The organism is candidate division KSB1 bacterium, assembly GCA_022566355.1.
Classification (GTDB): domain Bacteria; phylum Zhuqueibacterota; class JdFR-76; order JdFR-76; family DREG01; genus JADFJB01.
In genome coordinates, this window is sequence record JADFJB010000003.1 from 1 (window position 1) to 23,252 (window position 23,252).

Below are 23,252 nucleotides of genomic sequence, written 5' to 3' on the forward strand. Positions count from 1 at the left end.
ATGCAACATAGTGAGGTTTTAATTCATTATCAACAGTTGTTTCATTGTGCACTTTGAGAGATTTTACACCCATCTCGTTCAAAGTTTTCATAAGAATATGATCCATCCCACAGTTATTCGGGAGTGAGCGAGTTTTGGATTTGCTTTGATTTCTCAGGGCCTGTCCGAGTAGATGATTTCGTCTCACAACTTCTTCTAAATTTTGGATTCGTTGGATTAGCTGAGATTGTAAATCAAGGGAATGTTCGCCTACTTTTAACCGGGCTATCAATTCAATTCTATTGAATGGTTTAGTCATATAATCATTTGCTCCGGCTTTTAACCCGGCTATTACATCATTCTTAGCAGTTTTAGCAGTCAATAAAATAATATAAGTGCGAATAATCTCATTGGTGGCCCTAAGTTTTTTACATAATTCTACCCCGCTAATTCCAGGCATCATCCAATCAAATATTGCTAGTTTGGGAGGATCTTCTTGCTGCAATATCTCCCAGGCCTGGTTACCGTTGATAGCCAGAATGGTGTCGTACCCAACTTTATTTAAAATAATCTTTAAAAATTGGCCAGTGATCGCGTCATCTTCTGCGATTAATATTTTCATGCATCACGCTTTCATTATTAAGGATTCTTTACGAGTAATTTAATGATCCTCTTTGATCATGGAATATATTTAATCATTTTATTAATCGGTTGAATTGTTGAAAAGAATTATAAGTTTATAATTTAATTTATATAAAATATTTGAAATCGATTAAATTATAATGCTGATGGCATAATTATTGAGATTATTATTTGATTAAATTACAAATTTCTAAATACATTTAAGGCTGGTCAATTGATGAAAAACCTTGATTTTTTCTCCGGCAGTTTTATTTTTCTATAAGTAAGTAACGTTTCTATATACTTCTTCAATATTAACTTACATTTAATTATTAATGATTGTTTAATTAGGAGATATTAACATGAATACCCTCATAAAATTCATTCCCAAAATGTACCTATTCATTTTAATCTCATTTTTAATCTCAAACGGAATTGTCCTGATTTCTTCAAAACTAAGCTATGCAGATGATTCTAAATCTGACCCCAACACAACTGTTAAACCTGAATTATTCCAGGGATTAAAATATCGTATGATCGGACCTCACCGGGGTGGTCGCGTTACCGCGGTGACAGGCGTTCCCGGTAATCCCACAATCCTCTATTTTGGCGGAACCGGTGGAGGCGTTTGGAAAACTACCACATACGGACGGAATTATAAAAATGTATCAGATGGATATTTCTCTGTTGGTTCAATCGGAGCCATTGGAGCAGCAAAGTCAAACCCGGATGTTTTATACGTCGGGACAGGTTCAGCCTGTATCCGCAGTAATGTTTCTACAGGACGAGGAGTTTATAAATCTGAAGATGGCGCAAAAACATGGTCATTTATCGGGTTGCCTGAAGCCGGTCAAATTGGCAAGTTAGTAATTGATCCAAATGATCCAAATTTAGTTTATATAGCTGCATTAGGTCATGCTTTCGGACCTAATCCGGAAAGAGGCATTTATCGCTCGAAAGATGGAGGGACAAATTGGGAACGGGTGTTGTTCATTTCGGATAGCACCGGCGCTGTGGATTTATCTATGAATCCAAGTAACCCTCTGGAAATCTATGCTGTAATGTGGCGTGCCGAACGGAAACCCTGGACCATTATCAGCGGCGCTTTAGAAGGCGGACTTTACAAAACGACTAATGGTGGAGACACATGGCTAAAACTTACAACCGGATTGCCAGGTGGATTAATCGGAAAAATTGCCGTTTCCGTCTCACCTGCAAATCCACAAAGAGTTTATGTATTGGTTGAAGCGCCTGATGATGAAGGCGGACTATATCGTTCGGATGATGCCGGTTTGAGTTTCCAGTTTATTAATCCCCAAAAAAGTCTGACATACCGTCCTTTTTATTATACGCATATTACTGCAGATCCCAATGATGAAAATACCGTTTACATTAACAATGAAGGATTCTTCAAATCAGTCGATGGCGGCAGGACGTTTGACCGCATTCGTACGCCCCATGGAGACAACCACGATATGTGGATTCACCCTGAAGATTCTAATTTTCTTTTCCAGGCTAATGATGGCGGTGTGAATGTTAGTTTCGATGGAGGGAAAACATGGTCTGAGCAATATAACCAGGCTACGGCAGAACTGTACCATGTTGTTGTGGATAACCAGTTCCCGTATTGGGTTTATGGCGAACAGCAGGACAATAGTACGATCATGGTACCAAGCATTCCACCAACCTCAAACCGGCCAATCTCACCGAAACAGTTCTGGCGTGCAGTTGCTGGTTGTGAGACCGGCCCGATAGCTATTCATCCGTTGGATCCAAACATCGTTTATGGTGGCTGCAAAGGGCGATTCAGTCGTTATAATCACGCGACTGGACAAGAAATGCAATACTGGGTCTATCCACATTTTAACTATGGTCATGCTGCCAGTGAAATGCCGTATCGGTTTCAACGGACTTCACCCATTGAACTTTCGCCCCATAATCCCCAGGTGATTTATCATACTTCGCAATATGTTCACAAAACCAAGGATGAAGGTCGAACCTGGGAGACCATCAGCCCCGATCTTACTGCCAATGATCCCACTAAACAAGTTTTTTCCGGAGGGCCTATCACACGTGATATTACCGGTGAGGAAATTTACAGCACGATATATGCTTTCAGAGAATCGCTATTCGAGGAAGGCGTGCTCTGGGTGGGTTCGAATGATGGTTTATTTCACATATCCCGTGATGGAGGAAAAAACTGGAAAAATATTACGCCCAAGGGTCTTCTCCCAGGCGGCAGGGTTCAAACCATCGATCCATCCCCTCATGAACCGGGAAGGGCTTTAGCTGCTGTTTATCGTTATATGTTAGATGACTGGTCTCCATACATCTTTCTTACCAACAACTATGGGGAAGATTGGCAACTGTTAACTGATGGTACAAATGGAATTCCCTCAAATGAGCCAACTCGTGTTGTGCGAGAAGATCCAAATCGGAAGGGTTTACTGTATGTCGGCACTGAGTTCGGCATGTTTGTGTCATTTGATGATGGCGAGCACTGGCAGTCGTTTCAGCTCAACCTTCCAGCCACACCCATTACCGATATCAAAGTTCACCATAAAGACCTTGTGCTTTCAACCATGGGCAGATCGTTTTGGATTATGGATAATTTGAGCACACTGCATCAAATTGATAACAAAATAGCCGAAGCCAAAGCATTCCTTTTTAAACCACGAGATGCGTATCGAACCCGATGGTCGAATAGAAGGGCAGGAGATGACGGAGCGTCTCCTGAATATCCTCCGAACGGCGCCATGATTGATTACTATCTGGCCGAAAAGGCAAGTGAAGGAATCATACTTGAAGTCCTGGATACTAATAACAATATCATACAAACCTATTCAAGTCCGGTTGAAACAGCCACTGGAACGGATTCGGGTGAAGTTGAAATGTCAACAAATATAAGATTTGGCGGAAGATCAACCAAGCTCACCAATAAACCGGGTATGCATCGCTTTGTCTGGAACCTTCGTTATACTGGCCCGGTTTCGTTACAGAGAAATCAATTTGGTGGCCAGGGACCATTTGCAGTCCCCGGTAGTTACCGAGTTCGATTGCGAGTGGGGGATTGGAGTCAAGAACAGAATTTAATAGTCATGATAGATCCGAGAGTGGCAAAAGACAATGTTACCATTGCTGATCTGCAGGAGCAGTTTGATTTGAATATTCGCATCCGAGATAGCATTTCTCAAACGAATAACGGTGTGATTCAAATCCGTTCTGTTAGAAGCCAGCTGGACAGCATAAAAAGTAGTTCTCAAGAAGACAGCCGGTTGGCCGCTAAGTTGGGTGCAACTGCTGACAGGCTAACGGCAATTGAAGAAGAGCTGGTACAAACAAAAGAAGGTAAGGTTGGCGCCCAGCTCAAACCAAAGCTGTATAGACAATTAACCTATCTAAATGGCATGACAACACGTGCGGACCAAAAGCTCGGAAAAGATGCTTTCTTGCGGTTTGATGACATCGAAAAAATTTTAAAAGGACATTTATCAGAATTACAAAAAATCCTGAATGAAGATGTTGCAGAGCTTAATAAACTTTTAAAGAATTCCGGCAAAGAGATAATTGATGTGGATGGGGATTAAATAATTGCGAACAAAGAACATTCTGAGCGGAGTCGAAGCATGTTGTCTATATATATATAACCCACCCTTACGACTCAGCTCAGGTGGTTATGAAATATAATGAACAATCATTGTTAGATAATCATGATGATTAAAAGTTAAGAATCCAAATGTAGTGTGAAAACGATATCAGCCACTGATTAACACAGCGCGGCCTTGGGCCATAACCAAATTATTTAGCCATGGATTTTCACTGATGGACACGGATAAAATCCGTTTAGAAAAAAAAATTATATCATACCATTCAATTTGAAGTTTGTGGAAATGTTTTAAGTTGAAAAAGTGAAATTTAAAGTTCCATTTATGAGTCTACTCTAAAAACCGATTCAATCGCTTTTCTAAAAAAAATTGATACATGAAAACAAATACTTCTGAGAGCGATGGAATCGGTATCCCTCCTTTTTAGAATGAACTCATTTATTAAATCCGTGTTTTATCCGTGCGAATCCGTGGCTATATTATTGTTTTTATTTTAAAGCCGTGTTGTTTGTTGATCGTTGTGTATGATCTTGGCCAACCAAAACTTTGCTAAAAAACACAATGTTATCGCCTTGTAGTACAGACTTAATACTGATCAAAAAAAGACGATATTTATTCGATTATATTGTGTTAGGTCATTCATTTCAATTTTTCATAATTACTCCAAAAGTTTATTAGCCTGACCCATTCATAAACCTTATAATTGGTATCCAAGAAAAGATCATTTCACCCTATTTTCATGCTTAACTTTCTGCTTTTTCATATGTATGTAAATAGATCCCGTCGCGCGACGGGATGACATAATTGGAAGTTTTAAGCTCAAAAACATGATTCATGAATTATCCAGGTTAGGACATTTCGTTGAACACCCGGGAAAAAACTTAAAAAAATGTCAGAATAAATTTAATGAATTGCATTCCTCAAATAAGATATTACATTAAAACTCGTAAGATCAATAGACCTCGTCTAATTTAATGGTTGATGAGAGCGTATGAATAATCGGCATTTTCAATTGATCATCCTTATTGCTTCATTTTATTCCATTCTAACTTACCCTCTGACAGTAAGTGGGCAAAAATTACCGAGAACATGGAAAGCAAACTACCTGGAAAATATATTTGTTGATGAGGAAGATATTTCAATCGCAACAAATAGGTTTATGCAAGCAGTTCCAAGTTTGTTTGAGCAATCCCAGCACAATAGACGCATTTTAAATCGTTTGTTTATAGACATAATCGATATTCTAAATGAAAGCGAATATCAATTGTGGTGGCAATTATCCGGTAATTTGGAAAAAATGCAATTCATTTCTTCTTTTTGGAGACGGCGCGATCCAACCAGATCGACTCTATCCAATGAGCGACTTTTCGAACATTACCAGCGATTATTGATTGCGCGCAAAAGTTATGGTAATTCTTCAGATCGAACTTATGATCATCGCGGTAGTATTTTTGTCCGTTATGGCGAAGCGGATGAATTATTTAATGAAACCCAAATGGCAACAAGTAGTGCCCGTACACAATCGCAAATATTTGATACTGGATTCCGGCCTTCGGTAGAAACCTGGTTTTATTATTCTTTTAAACCAGCTGTAGCATTTGACTTTTTTGAAGATGTAAATGGGTATATCCTTATTAACCAAATTGATTTTGGTTTACAAACACTTACAGATGAAGACGGAAAGATCAACAAACAAAGAGCATATGTTGAAATTGTTAAAAGGCGGAAGTTACTTTCACCATCTTACCAGGCGGCTGATTTTGAGTTTAGGACTTTGAAAAGGTTTGGAAATTGGTCACAAGATGATGGTTTTAGACAAATGGGTTTCTTGATTGGCGTGGAATCGTTTAAGAATAAAAAGAAGAGAGAGGAGTTAAAACACGTCGTTAGCCGAATCTTATCGGATTTACCTTTTGTGCAACATATTTCTTACTTTGAAAATGATAATAACACGGGAACTTATGTAGTCACTTATGGGCTAGAACAAAAAGCTATTGAATCCTATCTTGAGTTACCCAATCAAAATGTGTTAATGAGCACTTTGGTGATAAATTCAAAAAAAATTAATGTTGCAAAACAAAATTCTGTTGTTCCCATCAAATTTTCAGATTTAATATCTGAGAGTACTTATGGAACTTTCGACTTTGAGTTGAGCAAAGGTGACTATTATTTTCTTTCAGAGGCAATTAACAACCCAACCCATCAGCATGGTCAACAAGAATTTATTTTTAATAAGAATAAGAGAGATCAAGGACTTGCAATCAGTTCTGTCCTGCTAGCAGAAAATATTCTTCCGGAGGCGGATTCAATGTCTATCCCAACTTACAAACGTATTATCCGTTCGTCCCTGGCAATTGAGCCGACACCCTTTAGAAAGTTTTCATTAACCGACCCGATATTTGTTTATTTTGAAATTTATGGCCTCAAGAAAGACGGCTCAGGTTCTACTGATTTTCAGATTGAATACAAAGTAAAGGAGGCTAAAAAAGGAGGAATAACAGGTTTCTTCAAAAAAGGTGGTAAAAGTACTACAATCTCGAACCGGCAATCTGGCTCTACTTCAACAGATATATCATATTCACAACTCGACCTTGGGAAGATTGGGAAAGGAAATTTCGAATTAACCGTTCATGTTCGGGATATGGTGGCAGGGAAATCTAAGGATGCTAAAATATCATTCAGCCTGGAGTAAAGATAAAGGCTTAGAATTTATTTATTTTTTGCACAAAGACTTTTTTGAGGTGCGGATATAAAGGTATGTAAACCATGAAAAATAACTTATATCAATTTCTACAGTGGTTGTTAATAGTTCTCATAACACTTCTTATCATTGCTGTCTTTGCTAACTATACAATTGGGTTCTTTACTCAAATAAATAAATTTTTTCTTCTTGTAATGCTTGTACCAATCCTAAAAAAAATAATATCTAATAAGAAACTTCAACAAGTACTAAATAACGATTAAATTGCCCTCTGTCTGTCCCTCGCGCCATTTTCTAATGGCTTCTCACCCCTTGGTTATGAGGCTGGGCAGAGGCAGGTAATTTAAAGGGAAAATAAGTATGGCATCCAAAAATGTTTCATAATAATGCCCATCACCACCCCCTAATCATCCTACACATCAAACTACTGCTATTCCACCAACCGATTATATTTTTTCAGAGCTTCTTTCAAGCGATCTTGGGGTAATGCATAAACCGTATTTCCATTGATACCGGTCATAGTTTCTGCTGCGACCAGGCAATTTAAAATGGCTTCTTCCACTGCTTGAATAGTGGCTTCGAACAACGATGATATTCGATCGTTCGGTAACATTTTTAGATCTTGAACCTCCCTGCGATGCGCCGCGCCTGGATTTGCAGTGGAGAAAGCGATGAAAATATCTCCCGATGTATTACCGCCCTGGCCGCCCACTTTGCCGATTCCTATAGGTACCCGGCGAGCTAATCGCTTTAATTGATGCGGCAGTAATGGCGCGTCCGTAGCGACAACGACAATGATCGATCCGGTCTCCCGGGGCCATGTAAATTCGCCGCGTAAATCGCTAATCTCTTTGCCAACCGGAACGCCGGCAACCGTAAAAGTATTTCTGCCGCCATGATTTGCCTGTACCAAAACCCCGACAGTATACCCGCCTTGCCGTTGCGATAAAACCCTCGAAGCTGTTCCTATTCCCCCCTTAAAACCATGGCAAACCATACCCGTGCCGCCGCCGACATTGCCTTCAGCAACCGGGCCGCTCTTGGTATTATTTAAAGCGGTGAACACATGTTCGGCCTTTACATGAAAACCATTGATATCGTTTAAGCCACCATCGTAGGTTTCTGCGACAACCGGTAATGCCCAAAAGATATCGGAGAATATTGGGTCGCTTATTTTATTTTTATGCTGCCAGCTAATCACGGCATCCCGGACCACACCGACGCTATGAGTATTGGTAATCATGATCGGTCCTTCTAAAAAACCCGACTCTTCCACCCAGGTGGTACCGGTCATTTCGCCATTACCATTGAGAGAGTACCAACCAGCAAATACCGGATCCCACTTTTTACCGCGGGGCAGGATGGCCGTTACCCCGGTTCTGACCGGCCCTTTACCAACAATTAGTTTGCCTTCACCTGAAATCAACGTGACATGCCCGACTTCAATTCCTGCAACATCTGTTATTGCATTGAGTTTGCCCGGATTGCCATCTAACGGAATACCCAGGTCTCTTGCCCTGGGTTTATCACTTCCAAAAACACAAGTCGCTGTCAGAATGCAGAGTAAAACGAAACCGAATATCAAATGTGAGAATCTATTTGTATACTCTTTTTGAATGACTATCATATGCAGCACCTCAATTAAATTATTTTTTTCATCTTTTGATCAAGCTTTTGTGTAAGCAAGAAGTATTTCAACCAGGTCATCTAGTTCTTTTTTCGTATCAAAAACGTTTGGTGAAATGCGTAAGGTATTCAAGCCTTGCGAGGAAAACGGCCTGACAATGATGCCGTGGTTTTTAAACAGTTCTTGAGATAGTTCTGAACTTTTCTTATTGATAACTTCTACAGCATAAATGGATGACGATAATTCCCAGTTTCTTGGAGAGCGCCATTGCAACTGGGGATGATTATCAATGACTTCTACAAAGTATTCCCAAAGCTTTTCGTAGTGCTTCAATTTAGCTTTCATCCCCAATTTTTGTTGGAAATCTATAGCATCCCCAAGAGCAAGAACTTCGGCAAGATTTCTGGTGCCGTAGTCTTCAAAAATACGCACGGTTCCTTTCCAGCGATTTTGTCCCCAGGTCACCCACATCGGTTTTACATGTAGTTGTTGCTCCTTTTTCATAAAAAGCATACCGGTGCCCTTTGGAGATTGTACCCACTTATGAGGACTGCAAGCGTAAAAATCAACATCCATATCCCGCATATCTGTCTGGACCATCCCGACAGCTTGAGCGCCATCTACAGCGATAAACTCCACACCTTTGCTTCGAGCCAGTTCAGTCAACTCTCGTACCGGATGGTTTAACCCGACAATATTGTCTATGTGTGGGAAAACCAGCACCCTGGTTCGATTTGTGATGTTGCGGTCGTATAAATCGAGGACATCTTGTTTAGATAGTTCTGATGAAGACGTAACAGGGAAATCGAATTTATTAACCTGAAATCCTTTATCCTTGGCCTGGTGAAACCAGCAAACACTTGCGCCTGCATGGTTCATTGAACTGAAAACAACCTCGTCGCCCTTGCCTAGTGGAAGACCATTTGCTAATATATTAAATCCCTCGGTAGTGTTATGGGTTAAGGCCACTTCACCGGGCGAGCAATTCAGAATTTGAGCAGCTTTTTTTCGGGTCTCCTCGCGCGATTCTTCCCAGGCGCCGCCCCACATATACAGCCAGGGATTGGATTCGCAAAGTTCCAAGTATTTTTGACGGGCTTTTTGTACTGCGCTTGGAATCGTGCCTATGGATGCATGATTAAAATATTGTACATCAGGACTCAATTGATAGGCTGAACGAAGATGGGTAAAGTCTCCGTTAATTTTTGAATTAAAATTGTCAAGGTCAGCTGCAAATGTTTGCTTTATTTGTGACATTTGATTTGTAATTAAAATTCCAGCAGCCCCGATCGAACTTCCTTTTAAAAAATTTCTGCGGTTCATTATAACTCCCGTTAACTATTTACTCGGTTTCTTGGTCTATTATTTCCTTTAGCAGTTTGATATGTGCAGGTCTCGTTCCACAACATCCTCCCACTACTGTTGCACCTGAATCCAGCCATTTCATAACATGTTCGCTATATTGCATTGGATTTAGATCATAACGTAATGGTATAAATCCATCAGTTTCTTTATCCCCATTAAGCTTCCAATCCTGGGCAATGGGTTTAAAAATATTTGCATAACCGCCGCACCACCTGGTATCCAAAGATGCTAAATGAGGAATAGCGGATGTTATACTCTCAGGCGAAGAACAATTCACCAGGAACCCGCAGACCGGAAGGTCTTGCAACGTTTCTGCAGCTTCTAAAATTGTCTCACCACTGCGTAAATTGCCGGACCTGTCTTCATGCAGAGTCCAGGATACCCAAACAGGTTTTCCGGTACTGCATGCAGCTTCTGCTGAAGCTCGAGCTTCCGTAGCTGAGGAGATGGTTTCACATAAAAATAAATCCACATAAGGGGCCATTAATTCTGCCTGTTCCTGATAAACAGGTGTTATTTTGTCCGGATCGCCAACTAGATCAGGTCGAAAACTTCCTCGCAATGGCGCCAAAGAACCTGCTATCAAAACTTGTTGTCCGGTTGATGTCCTGGCTTGTCGTGCCAATTTGCAGGCTAATTGAATCAATTCCTCAAACAAAGATTCAATTCCAATTTCAGCTAAATCTGCACGTTTGACCCCATAGGTATTGGTAGTTATGATATCGGCCCCGGCAAAAATGTAATCGATGTGGATCTGGCGAACCACCTCCGGTGCCACCAGCAAAGCATTGGCAGACCAGATAGTTTTTGGTACTTCTACGCCACGAAATCTAAGCTCACGTCCAACACCGCCATCAAGCAATATGGTACGATTGGGAAGAAATGGTTGTGGTATAGATTTGTTCATTTCCTATTTTCAACCTTTAAAAACAACAGAAAAGATTTGATTCGTTCAGATAGTTAAATTGAGCTTATTCAATTTTACGAAATATTTAATACAAAAATCAAGTTGAAAATTAAAAAAATGGATTTTTTTTCGGCTATTTACTTTGCAGATGAAATTGGGAAACTTACTCCAGCATACCAATTTCTACCAGGCGCCGGCTCAAAAAACCGATTTCCGAAGGCATTGGGTACGATGGAGTCATTATATTTATTATCGAATATATTGTTGATCCCTAATAATAAATGAACTGAAAAATCGTGTAATTTCCGTTGAAGCCCAAAGTGAGTATCAACTAAAAAATAAGATGAATTTATAAAAGATTGCCTTGATAAATCGCTGCCAACAGGTGGTCCATTCAAATCATTAGCAAAGAAATTGTCATTCCATTTAAAATTGATTGCTGAGTAAAATCCTGAATCGTGTTCATAATTGAATCCGGCAAAAAATCGATGTGGCGGGATGCCTGGAACCTTGTTGTCAGACAATTGTAAATTATCAGGAGAAGATTCTACAACAAAGTCTTTAAAAATAAAGTTCATGTATGAATAGGATAAAATGATTTTAGTCCCGGTGATTGGCGTCCAGGTAGATTTTAATTCAAATCCTTTATTGGTTGCTTTACCGGCATTCCGAAAGAAAATTTCTTCACTGGCAGGATCTTGAACCTGGAACGGAATGAGCATATTGGTAATTTGTAGAGCGTATAATGCCAGATCGTAGTTGATTTTGTGGTCAGCCCAAACTCCTTTTAGTCCAACTTCAAGGCTTTTGATATCTTCCGGCTCCAATGCAGGATTAAATCCACCTGCACCAGATGGTCGATTACTCAATTCCGTAGTTGTTGGAGTTTGAAAAGCGGTTGAATAATTTATGTAAAAACTGGACAAAGGATCAAAGCGGTAGGTGAATCCGATCATTGGACTAATTTGATCCATGTTTCTTTCACCGGAATCATCGACATTGTCCTCTAGAAAATTATCTTTAACTTTGAATTTATAATAATCGTAGCGAGTCCCAATGGTAAAAAATAAATTCTGCCGGAAAACAAATTCTAAATGAATAAAAGGCCCAATACCAAGGACCTCCTCTTTTTGTTCGAGTAACTTGGATCCGAAACGAACCTGGTTAAAAATTTCTTTTTCTTCTAACGATGGATAAAGATTATCAGGCAAACCCAAATTAATAAACTCGGAGCGATCATCGCTTTGGCTTTCAAAATCAGCTCCGCCAGTCAATCTGATAGTGATTCCATTTAGATGCGAGCTCTTGCTGAAGACTCCACGTAACCCACCGGCATGCCTTGAAAGATCGATAATTCTACCCGGGATAAGATTGAAAAGCGATCGTGACAATCCATACATTGTTAGTTCGAATTTTTCCTTTTTTTGGCCATACAACAATGAAACACCACCCTGGATTTGACGAATTTCCTTTCCAGCTCCTTGGTTTTTGACAAATGTTCTTGCTTGCTGAGGAGTTGATTCCGCTGCAGATTTTGATAAGGAACTTGGATTTAACAGGTATGGAGAATCATAATAATTGAAAACTGTTCTAACCCGAAAATGTTTCGATACATTATGATGACCAACGATGTTGACTGAATTCATTTTCGCAGAAGAATGTTCCCGAAAACCATCCAATTTAAGATTGTAAAAATTGACCAGGAAATTATGGCGCTTAAAATTTAAAGAAGATTTTGCCTGTAATTTTTGGTAGCCATAAGAGCCGATAGTGAGTTTGGGTGTGAATAACAATCTTTGTTCAGATGCAAATTCGGTGTGAAAAATGAGCACTCCACCTGAAGCATTTCCATATAGTGCGGAATTGGGTCCGCGTAATACTTCAAGAGACCCAATTGAGCTGATGTCCAGGTTGTTTAATTGTGATTGTCCATCCGGCATGGTCAATGGGATGTCATCCAGAATAATCTTAATCCCACGAACCCCGAATGAAGCACGGCTGCCAATTCCCCTGATGGAAATACGGTCGCCCTGAGATAAATTATTTCGATTATTGACAATGATTCCAGGAACTTCACGCAAAGATTCTTCTAAGGAAAGCTGTAATTTACCACGTTGAATACTTTTTTTGGAGAGAACATCAATTGCATATGGGACTTCATAAATCGGACGTGAAGTACGAACTGCAGTCACTGTTACCGGTTTGAGTTTATATTCAATCTGATCCTTCCTGAGAGAGTCTTGCTGAGTTTGGGCGAGTAATACTGAAATAACAAAGATATTAATTAAGATCGAAATTATTAAAAATGAATACAATCGACGAATTCGGAGAAGTTTGTTCTTAAGCGTTTTAAAAAAATTATTTTTCAAAATTAGTTCAGTTTCCACAGGGTCAAATTTGTTTTGTCTTTAATCAAAATATGATTATCAAATAGTACCGGGTGCGCCCAGGTTTGAGAGTCGGCAACTGTATATTCTCTAATAATATCCAGCTTCTCACGGCTTGGTTTTGCAATGATTAATTTTCCTTCATTTTGTAAACTCAGTAGAAATTCACCAACCCGAATTAAAGCAGCATTTTCACCCACACGACCCTGGCTTTGCCATAACACCTCACCGGATTTTGCATCAACCATTGCATATGATCCTTTACGACGATCTGAAAACAGGACAATAATATCACCGAACAAAACCGGAGAACTCATATAGGTCCAGGTATCTTTGTTCTTCCATACTTCTTCCACCGACCAAGTGTCATTTTTCTTTTCGATTTTCACCCTCATTAATGCTTTCTGCAAGCCGGAAAGGATCAGGTCGTTTTCATAAAAAAGGGGTGTCTGAATATTTTGAAACCATGGCGTTTGAAATGGAATTTGCCATAGCAGCTTACCATTTTCAAATGCAAGTCCTATGATATTTTTTTGAGATAAAGTGATAATTTGCTTTACCCCGGCAATTGTTGCAATAAGTGGAGAGGAGTAACCCGGTCCGTCATTATCCCATTGCCATTTGATGTCGCCGCTTTTTATGTCAATAGCCATTAAGGCGCCTTTTTGACCACCCACATGTGCAATGGCTAAACCGTCATTGACCAGTGGAGACATAGCAGTACCGAAAACAGGCGCCGTTTTACTGAATTGCTCAGTAAACCTTCTTTGCCAGGTCAATGCTCCATTGGTAATATCGAAGCATGAAAGCACTCCATTGATACCAAGGGTAATGATTTTACCCTCTGCAATCACCGGCGTTGATTTTGGTCCTTTACCGTGGCCAAATGCGGCGGGATTCAGCGTGTAAGGCGCCGAATAAGATTTTTGCCAAATGATGGAGGCATCTTTCGGATTGATGCAGAGAAGAACTTCCTCGGTGTTTTGCCGGGTAAAGACAAATATTTTACCATTTGAGTAAATGGGTGAGGAGTGGCCTTCACCAACTTCAATTTGCCAGGCTTGTCGTAATTGCTGGGGCCAATTACTCGGAATTTGAGAAATGGCTGCAACGCCATCTCGATTTGAACCACGCCATTGTGACCAATCCTGGGCAAAAACCGGTTGGAATAAAAGAATGGTTATTCCAACAAAAAATAAAAACTTATGAATTTTCATGTTAATCCTTTTATTGGGTTGATTTTAATATTTTAATCGGAAAAATATTTAAAATCAAGTTAGAATGTAAGAAGTTTAGTTATAATAAGGAACAAATTTCCAGGAAAGAAATTTCTTTTGGATGAAGTATCACGTCGAAATGATCATTCCAAAACACGTATAATCTTTCATTTGATGATTACAAACCTCCCTACTTGTCTATCCCCGTTAATTGTTTCAACGGAAAAAATATATAAACCACTGGAAATTGCGCGGCCGGTCCTTGAAAATAAGTCCCATCTAACTCTGGAATAAAATGGATCGTTGTGTTTTAATGTATGCACGAGATCGCCATCCAAAGTGAAGATTCGAATTGTACTTTTATCAGGAACATTGACAAAGTCAATGGCGCGATTATGGACACCGATCCCTTCAGGTGTCATCGAAAAGATTTTAAAGCCATCTCCGGAAACATAAGGATTTGGCTCAACCCATACTTTTGCAAAACCTTCTAAAAGTTGAGGTGATACATTTACTTTGGTTAGATTTGTGAGAAGATCTGATTCCAATGATTCTATCCCAAGTTCGGTAGCGCCACGATCAAAAGAAATGACGGAATAATAAAACAGTGATCCATTTGGGACATGGTCTACATAATTAAAGGAAAGACCTGTATTGTTTCCAATTGAATTATTTGGTAAGTCGTATTCTGCCAGTAGTTCAAATGTACCGGTTTTGCCGGTTTTGCTCCTAAGAACTCGAAAGCCTTCGAAATCTATTCTCTCGTCTTCTTCTGTGTTTGGGTTATCCGAATAAAACGGGTCAATGAAGTTTAGGGGTAAACTTTGATCTGTTGCATCATATCCGGAATTGTTTGGATCAGCAGCCGACCAGTCCAGGGTTACAGTGCGATCGCCAGGGATAACTTTCAAAGGAGGGGAGAGTGGGGGAATGAGTCCGGTGAAATCCGGGACATCGTCTCCGGTGTCAATTATGCCATCGTTGTTGAGGTCTAACCCGGCAAAACCGTCGTTATCCGTATCGACACCAGGAGTGTCAAAAAAACTGTTTGCTATGATTGCGTTTTTACCAAGATCCTCAAAAGCAGCCGGATCGTAAGAATTCAATCCTCTAGCAACATCCGGATCGCCACTACCGCCAATAATTGCAATAGTAAACAGAATTGAATCACCTGGAGCGAATATCTTAACTGTTTGGCCAAACATGGAGTCGTTCTGTTCTGTAATCGTGGAATCCCTGGTTCCCATTGGACCGACTGAAAGTAAAAATCTCGAAGGATCATTGGCAATAAATCCAAACGGACCCATAGGTACGGGAATCCTGGAGTCAAATTGATTATCGTCTGTATCGTATTGATTCCAGTCGATGGAGCCATTGCTCATAAGAATGTATTTTTCAGGATCATCTACCGGTGTGCCAATGGGATCTCCGGAATTGGGATCGCCGGTAAGGACATTGGGTGTTATGGGGCCCCAATCTTCCTTAGAGTTTATATCAGAGTCACTCATCCACCAGTTAAAGGCAAGCGGAGCTGCACGCGAAGTCGGCCGTAAAATTCTAAACCCGACTACGCCTGCCATACACCCTTCACCACCATCGGTTTCGACAACCCAGGCTGTATTGACGACATCACCAAAAGAATTGACAGCCATAAATCCAGTAGCATCACTTTGATCGCCAGCATTCCCCCTACAACCCATATCGTTGTCAGCGAAAATACCTGCATAAAAATTCCTGATATAGTTATTACCGACATTTATTATCACCAGGTCGAAAAAGACAATATCTTCGGCAAATGATAATGAAAACTGGTAACTTTTTTCGATTATTTCCAAACCAAGGGAACGTTGGTGTTTGGGTGGAGAAAATGAAAAGTTGGCTACATTCAAAAAAGTATCTGTATAAACAGCTATAAAATCTTCCTCCGAGACCGCAGATGGATGGTAGAATTCACTACTAGTAAGTGAAGAGCGAACTTCGATTGCCGAACGACTGTCCGGGTAATGAGGAAAGGTCTCAGCGAAATCTACAACACTCCAGGCTGAAGTGCCTTCGGAGACCAGGGTATCCAGATCACCGGAATCATTCAAATCCGGCCCATTTGTTCCGTCCGATGGCACAATTCCGCCGAACCAAAATCCACCACGATTTATGTATCTGGGCAGGCCTTGAATATCGGTACCTGGCCAAAGTACACCTGCTGACTGGTTCCCGCCAATTTGACCATAATTCGTAATCGTTACCCAAAGCTTGCCGGTCTTGTGAATTTTTGAATCGCTAAAATAGTTAGAAAATTGGGCAGGAAGTTCTCTGGTTACGCAAACAGTAGAGATCAGTAATAATGAATAGCATACGATCGCTTTCATATAAAATTCCCCAAAAAAGGTTAAAAAAATGGCTCCATCAAATAAATAAAAGATGGAGCCATTTGAGACTAAGGATTATTAAATCTAAAAGCCTAATAATACGGAGAATCTTACCAAGTCATCAAAGTTTGTCATTTTGGTCCAGGATACATCGAATCGGCCGTTAACTCCGCTTACATCGAGATTAATGCCTGCGCCAAAGGATAATGATTCGGCAAAACCGGATCCATCTTCAATCTTGATACCATCATCGTCCAGTATATCATTATTTTCTTCGTCAATTTTAAAGCCAGTGCGAAGGAAAATCAGGTCATGATAACCATATTCGAGGCCGACGCTCTGGTACCTGAGGTTATCGTTAGGTTGATTTAATTGGCCTGTTAGCCACAATTTACTGTCATCGGAATACATTAAGTCGACTGCCACACCAAACCTGAAAGTTAATGGCATAGGAAAGGATTGGCTTTCGAAGCCCACATCACTTTCGCTACCGAAAGTAATATCAGGTCCAAAATTTGAAATTGACATCCCCAAACGTGCGTGTCGATAGCCAGCAAAGTATATGGTGCCAATATCAAATGCAACCGTTCGTGAGTCGAAACCAGCTAAATCCTGGGCAATAAATTTTGCAGTGCCGCCTATGGCAAATCTATCCGTTAAGCTTTTGGAATAGGTTAGCCCGATGGCAATTTCAGTGGCGCTAAAGTTCTCACCTGTGGGTCCCTGGAAAGCTACCGTCACCGGAATGTCCCCGGTGGTCAACGCGATGAAACTCAAGGCGAATGTTCCCATGGAATTGGTCGGCAGTATAAAACTACCAAAGTAATGTGCCAAACCTGCGGGCAAGTTAGTATGATTGAAAAAGGCTTGCCTATTCTCAATTAAAGCTAAAACTCCAGGATTATAGAATGCGCCGCTGGCATCATCTACAAGAGCAACAAATGTTTCACCCATACCGGTTGCCCTGGCGCTTACTCCAAGCTGCAGAAATTGAGCCGCTGCAGTTCCAGTCCTAGATGCACCGCCCAAAACTGTTATGGCACCTTGATTATTATCTTGAGCCAAAAGTGAGAATGGAAAAAATGAAACCAGCAACACCAGGGCTAAGAAAACTCGAATTGATTTTTTTATTGTTTTCATAAAGGACTCCCTACCTTATCGATAGTTAAAAGTTTTTTATTCATTTAATTTCTCATGGTTTATTATTTTATTACAACAAACCTACCGACTTTTTGATCTCCATTATCAGATTCGACTGAATAGAGGTAAATGCCGCTTGCAATCGGTCTGGTGTTTCTTGAAAGTAAGTTCCACCGAGCTCGGGATGACATAGGATCGTCATGCCGGATGGTATCGACCAAATCACCATCCACGGTAAATATTCGAATGGTGCATTTTGCCGGGACATTTACAAAATCGATAACGCGGAAGTTTTCGACTGCAACATTATTCGGTAATCCAAAATCCTCAAAACCGGAACGCTCTATATAAGGATTAGGCTCAGTCCAGATCTCTTGATCACCAAAACCTCCTGAAGTCTCTGCTGCTGGTGAGGCGGCTATTTTAATTCCATTTATTAGTGGGCTCGAGGCTAAGGTTTCGATTCCAAATGAGGGGGCGCCGCGATCAAAAGAAACTACTGCATAAGTGTATTCCAAACCATTTGGAACGTGGTCAACATAAGTGAAAGATAAACCTGTGTTGCGGCCTAAGTCATTATCCGGTAAATCATATTCTGCTAATATTTCAAAGGTTCCTAAAATACCGGTTGCACTTCTTAATACGCGGAATCCTTCGAAGTCCTTACTTTCATCTTCGGGTGTATTCGGATCATCTGAAACAAATGGATCTTTAAAGTTCAATGGCAAATTAGGATCGTTTGCATCGTAGCCCGGGCTTGAGGGATCTGCTTCCGACCAATCCAGGGTTATTGTATGGTCGCCAGGGGTAACCTTGAGTGGTGGTGATGGCGGAGGTGGCGGACCTGTAAAATCAGGAACCCCGTCCCCGGTATCGATAACGCCGTCACCGTCCAAATCGTCACCGAAATAGCCATCTCCGTCGGTGTCGACGCCCGGGTTATCAAACATAATTCCTGCCATAAAGGCATTTCGACCTAAATCTACAAAAGATGCCGGGTCGAATGAGCCCAATGCTTGTGATATGGCAGCATCACCTTCACCGCCAATAATAGCATAGGTGAATAAAACAGTATCACCAGGGGCAAAGATCTTAACTGTCTGACCAAACATTGGATCGCTCGGGTCAGATATGGTTTCTTCCGTAGCTCCAAGAGGACCGAAAGAAATTAAAAATCGTGAGTTATCATTGGGATCGACACCAGCCGGAATATTTGGATTAAACTCCAGTGTCTCCGGATCGAATTGAGGATCATCAAAGGATCCATTACTCATGAAGACGTATTTTTCAACGTCAACTTCCGGGGTGCCGACTTGCTCTCCATCATTTGGATCACCGGTATAAACGTTAGGTGTTATCGGTCCCCAGTCGTTTTTTGTGCTGATGTCGGAATCACTCATCCACCAGTTAAAAGAAACCTGGCCTTCTTCTGCTGTTGGCCGTAAAACCCGAACCCCTACAACACCGGGCATGCAACCATCATCTCCATCAGGCTCCACAACCCAGGAAGTATTTACTCTATCACCAGTGGAATTAAATTGCATAAATCCTGTGGCGTCATCTCTTTGGGACGCGTTTCCTATACAGCCCATGTCATTGTCGGCAAAAAATCCAGCATAAGCATTCCTGATACGGTTATTCCCGATATTTATGATCACCAGGTCGAAAAAGACAATATCCTCGGCAAAAGATAGGGAAAACTGGTAACTTTTTTCGATTATTTCCAAACCGAGTGCACGTTGGTGTTTGGGTGGAGCAAATGGAAAGCCGGCAGCATTTAAAAAAGTATCTGAATATACCGCTATAAAGTCTTCTTCCGAGACCGCATCCGGATGGAAGAATGGACTACTCACAAGCGAAGAGCGAACTTCGATTGCCGAGCGATCGTCAGGATAATGAGGAAAGGTCTCAGCAAAATCTACAACACTCCAGGCTGAAGTGCCCTCGGAAACCAGGGTATCTAAATCACCGGGGTCATTTAAATCGGGGCCGCTGGTTGCATCGGATGGTACAATACCGCCGAACCACAATGCGCCGCGATTGATATACCGTGCCTGTCGGCCTACGAGGTCGGTACCAGGCCAGAACACACCACCCGTTGAATTCGTACCAAACTGACCAAAATTGGTGACCATGACCCATATTTTCCCATTTCTATGCTGTCTTGAATCGGCAAAATAATTTGCAAATTGTGCGAACAGGTTTCCGCTGGATAAGAATAATAACACCATAAGGAAACCTATGCCGCGACTAATCAATTTCGTTTTCATAATTGCTCCTTTATTAAACACCTAATTTTTTGCATTATGCTTATCTGAATTAAAATTAAAACCGCAAGCCAAATCCAAATAGAATTTGCCTGGGTGGGCCTAATTGATTCGGTTGTAGATCCCGAGGGGTACCGTCTCCCTCAATATTACCGTGGGGAAAGGTTTTGGTTTCTAAAACATTTGTTTCCGGATTTTCAATTGTGCAAGTGATACAACGGTGAGCGTCATCGCCTTGTAAGAAGAGAACATTTCTTCTATTAAACAGGTTGTTGACATCCAAATAGAATGTTGCAAAAATATCAGACATGAGTTTGAAGTCCTTTCGAAAACGAAGATCCAACTCGCTGAAATAGGACAGCCGCTCGTTATTTACGATTCTACTAGGGTCGAGTTCGCTATCAAGAGTAAAAGGCTGACCACTGCCGTAGCGCCAAAATAAAGTCAGTGAGGCACGATCGATCGTCGTTCCAAACAGATCGATACCTCGGCCGGCAGGTAATTCAAACCGGATATTGGCATTAATGGTATGACGTTGATCCCAACTCGAATTAATTTCATTTATGTTTGAGTAGGGTATAGTAGAGTTTGTTAAGTTAAACGTTGATGATCGTGCGGTGGCCCACATGAGAGTATAATTAATATTGGCGGCATAATAATTACTAAATCGTTTTATGAGATCAAATTCGAATCCGCGGTCCTGACCATAGTCTTTGTTCACTAAAATGCGAAACGGAGCCGCTTCCGGACCAAAAATTTCCGAGTTGATTTGGTTGCGGATATCTTTATAAAATCCGGTTACGCCAATTTTGAGATCATCTGTTAGTTGGTGATCGAAACCGATTTCATAAGAAATGGTTTCTTCTGCCTCGAGGTCGGGATTACCAAAAGTGTTTAGCTGGTTCTGGAATACACGAAAACGATTTTGCCGGCGGTACAATTCACTCAAGGTAGGTATTTGTACGAACCGTCCATAGAAGAAGTATAACCTGCTGCGATCTGTGATTGGATGTGATAAACCAAGCCGGGGTGAAAAGTAATTTTTAGTGTTAATGCGCTTTTTTTCAGAATCTTCGGTTAAAAAGGCTTCACCCTGTTCAAATACCTGGGCGCCAGCATCAAAACGATCGAATCGAAAGCCGATATTAGCAATTAATGATTCGAATTCGATTTTATCCTGAATATAAACAGCGCCTGAATTGGGGTAGCGGATATAAAAATCCCGCAATGAACCGGAGGTGATATATGGGCCATTGTCCGGTGGATTTACACGGCGGGAAGGCACTTTACTATCGGCATCGCTAATTTGCTGCTGCTGCAATATACTATAGTCCCAATTAAAGCCAATTTTTACTTCGTTATGCCTGTTAAACTGGGTAAGGTAATCGACTTTTAAAGAATATTTTCGGGTATCATGTTGTGACCAATCATCTCCATACCCAACTGCATTAAAAGCAGTACGGGGGTCTAATCTCCCTAATTTTTCATCTGCAGAGTCTATGGCATCCAGGAATCCATCAGGATTTCCACTGTTGGTCGTGCCAAAATCTGCTCCCAGTCCGTCTAAAAGACGATTGTTCATTGCATCGGGCAGTAATCTGATGCCATTTCTCATACCCGGATAGGTTTCTCTGAAATTGTCTAATAAGGCAATCTTTACTTGATAAAACGTTTTAGGGCTTAGAGTATGGCTCCAGCTAAAAACGGTATTGGAATTCCTGCCCTCCGTTTGAGTCGTGCGTTCCGGCAGCCATTTCCAGGTGTTGTGATTATGGCTATCCCGCCAGAATTGCGAGCCGGTAAAACTAAGGCTGGTATTAATCTGGTTATTCACCCGGTAACTTACGCGGGCGCTATAGTTTAAATCATTCCTGAATCTGCCACCCCAATCGATACCCAGAAAATTTTGTTGGAACGGATGATCCACCTGCCTGGGATTTACTAAGGTGAGATCACCGCTAGGCGCTTCACCGGGTTCTTCAATCTTACCTTCTTCAAAGGTGAATTGTTCATCGAATGTAGTTAGTTGACCGCTTTGATCCTCGTTAGGGAGGTATCCATCCGTGCTAAAAGCCGTTCCTGAGATAAAAAAGTTCACCTTACCTTGCAAGCCGGTAAAACCCAATGCCGGTAAAATCCTATTGGTGATTGGCTCCGGACCGCCCAAATTGAATTCTGTTCGATCTGAGTTAAACGAATTGCTGCGAACGCCAGGTCCTATTCCCTTAAAATAATCTGTAGATAACACGTCCAGGGGATTTTCAGCGCCGGAAAGTACATCTGATGGGAAGCGGCCGCTGCCAGTAATATGGTCGGTAAAATGTGCAATTCTACCGGATAACTTTGGGCCACCGCCCCGGGTAATAATGTTTACTACTCCTGATTGTGTATTGCCATATTCCGCTTGGAAACCACCCGTTAAAAGCTCGATTTCCTGCACAGCATATTTACCAATGCTTACGATTTCACTATTAAACAGAGGATCGTTCACTGACATTCCGTCTACAAGGTATACAACCTCACCGGAACGACCGCCGCGAGCATGAATTTCTTCACCCTCGCCGACGATGCCAGGCATCAATGAGATGGCGTCGGTGACGGTTGAGACGTTAGGAAGATCTTCGATTTCGGCTGCAGTTATTCGAGTAGAAGAAGACGTCATATCTTTAATAACGAGGGGTCGTTCGGAGACGATCGTCACGGCTTCACCTAATAATGTAGTGATTTCAAGGTTAAAATTAATAGTGGTCGTCAAATCCGCCGAAACTTGTACATTGGTTGTCCGAACTTTTTTGTAACCAATCACACTGGAAACAACCGTATACGTACCCGGCCGCATCTTCAAGATCGTATAATAACCGTTTATATCTGTTGCTGCACCCTGGGTTGTACCTTCGATAATGACATTAGCGCCAGGTATTGGGTCGCCTGTTTGTCCATCAACAACCCGGCCGGCAATTTTACCTGTTTCACCGAAATTGGCGGCTTGTACAAAGCCGATACTAAAAACAACGGTGAAACAGAGTAAAAACCCGCTAACTTTAAATAGTGTTTTAAGTTTCATAGCTAG

General features: G+C 41.2%; 12 protein-coding genes. 2 read left to right on the forward strand and 10 right to left on the reverse strand.

Features of this window, described 5'->3' with window-relative positions; translation table 11 throughout:
* A partial coding sequence (locus IIC38_01050; GenBank protein MCH8124543.1) for a response regulator transcription factor occupies positions 1 to 601 on the reverse strand: 601 nt, incomplete at its 3' end.
* Between the two features lie 361 nt (positions 602 to 962).
* On the opposite strand from IIC38_01050, the gene IIC38_01055 reads away from it, so the two are divergent.
* Both IIC38_01055 and IIC38_01060 read left to right on the forward strand, forming a co-directional pair.
* Entirely contained in the window at positions 963 to 4,187 is a 3,225-nt protein-coding gene (locus tag IIC38_01055) for a hypothetical protein (GenBank protein MCH8124544.1), read from the forward strand.
* A 1,009-nt stretch (positions 4,188 to 5,196) separates the two neighbouring features.
* Positions 5,197 to 6,897, forward strand: coding sequence for a GWxTD domain-containing protein (locus IIC38_01060; GenBank protein MCH8124545.1), 1,701 nt, complete (start codon positions 5,197 to 5,199; stop codon positions 6,895 to 6,897).
* Between the two features lie 439 nt (positions 6,898 to 7,336).
* Here IIC38_01060 and IIC38_01065 read toward each other — a convergent pair whose 3' ends face one another.
* The 9 genes from IIC38_01065 to IIC38_01105 all read right to left on the reverse strand — a co-directional run bounded on the left by IIC38_01065 (position 7,337) and on the right by IIC38_01105 (position 23,246).
* The gene (locus IIC38_01065; GenBank protein MCH8124546.1) at positions 7,337 to 8,533 is read right to left on the reverse strand and encodes a P1 family peptidase; all 1,197 of its coding nucleotides are present in this window, start codon (positions 8,531 to 8,533) and stop codon (positions 7,337 to 7,339) included.
* A 39-nt stretch (positions 8,534 to 8,572) separates the two neighbouring features.
* A complete protein-coding gene (locus IIC38_01070; GenBank protein ID MCH8124547.1) occupies positions 8,573 to 9,856 on the reverse strand; it encodes an aminotransferase class V-fold PLP-dependent enzyme in 1,284 nt (427 codons plus the stop codon).
* A gap of 19 nt (positions 9,857 to 9,875) precedes the next feature.
* Positions 9,876 to 10,805, reverse strand: a complete 930-nt coding sequence (locus IIC38_01075) for a homocysteine S-methyltransferase family protein (protein MCH8124548.1) — start codon at positions 10,803 to 10,805, stop codon at positions 9,876 to 9,878.
* Between the two features lie 137 nt (positions 10,806 to 10,942).
* Positions 10,943 to 13,174: a TonB-dependent receptor gene (locus IIC38_01080; GenBank protein ID MCH8124549.1), complete on the reverse strand. Its 2,232-nt coding sequence runs from the start codon at positions 13,172 to 13,174 to the stop codon at positions 10,943 to 10,945.
* A gap of 2 nt (positions 13,175 to 13,176) precedes the next feature.
* Positions 13,177 to 14,409 carry a PQQ-like beta-propeller repeat protein gene (locus IIC38_01085; protein MCH8124550.1) on the reverse strand — a complete coding sequence of 411 codons (1,233 nt, stop codon included), beginning with the start codon at positions 14,407 to 14,409 and terminating at the stop codon, positions 13,177 to 13,179.
* Between the two features lie 167 nt (positions 14,410 to 14,576).
* A complete protein-coding gene (locus tag IIC38_01090) occupies positions 14,577 to 16,775 on the reverse strand; it encodes a hypothetical protein (protein MCH8124551.1) in 2,199 nt (732 codons plus the stop codon).
* A gap of 84 nt (positions 16,776 to 16,859) precedes the next feature.
* Positions 16,860 to 17,915: a PorV/PorQ family protein gene (locus tag IIC38_01095; GenBank protein ID MCH8124552.1), complete on the reverse strand. Its 1,056-nt coding sequence runs from the start codon at positions 17,913 to 17,915 to the stop codon at positions 16,860 to 16,862.
* Positions 17,916 to 17,977: 62 nt separating this feature from the next.
* Complete coding sequence (locus tag IIC38_01100) at positions 17,978 to 20,185, reverse strand: hypothetical protein (protein ID MCH8124553.1); 2,208 nt, start codon at positions 20,183 to 20,185, stop codon at positions 17,978 to 17,980.
* A gap of 55 nt (positions 20,186 to 20,240) precedes the next feature.
* The gene (locus tag IIC38_01105) at positions 20,241 to 23,246 is read right to left on the reverse strand and encodes a TonB-dependent receptor (protein ID MCH8124554.1); all 3,006 of its coding nucleotides are present in this window, start codon (positions 23,244 to 23,246) and stop codon (positions 20,241 to 20,243) included.
* Positions 23,247 to 23,252: the final 6 nt, after the last annotated feature.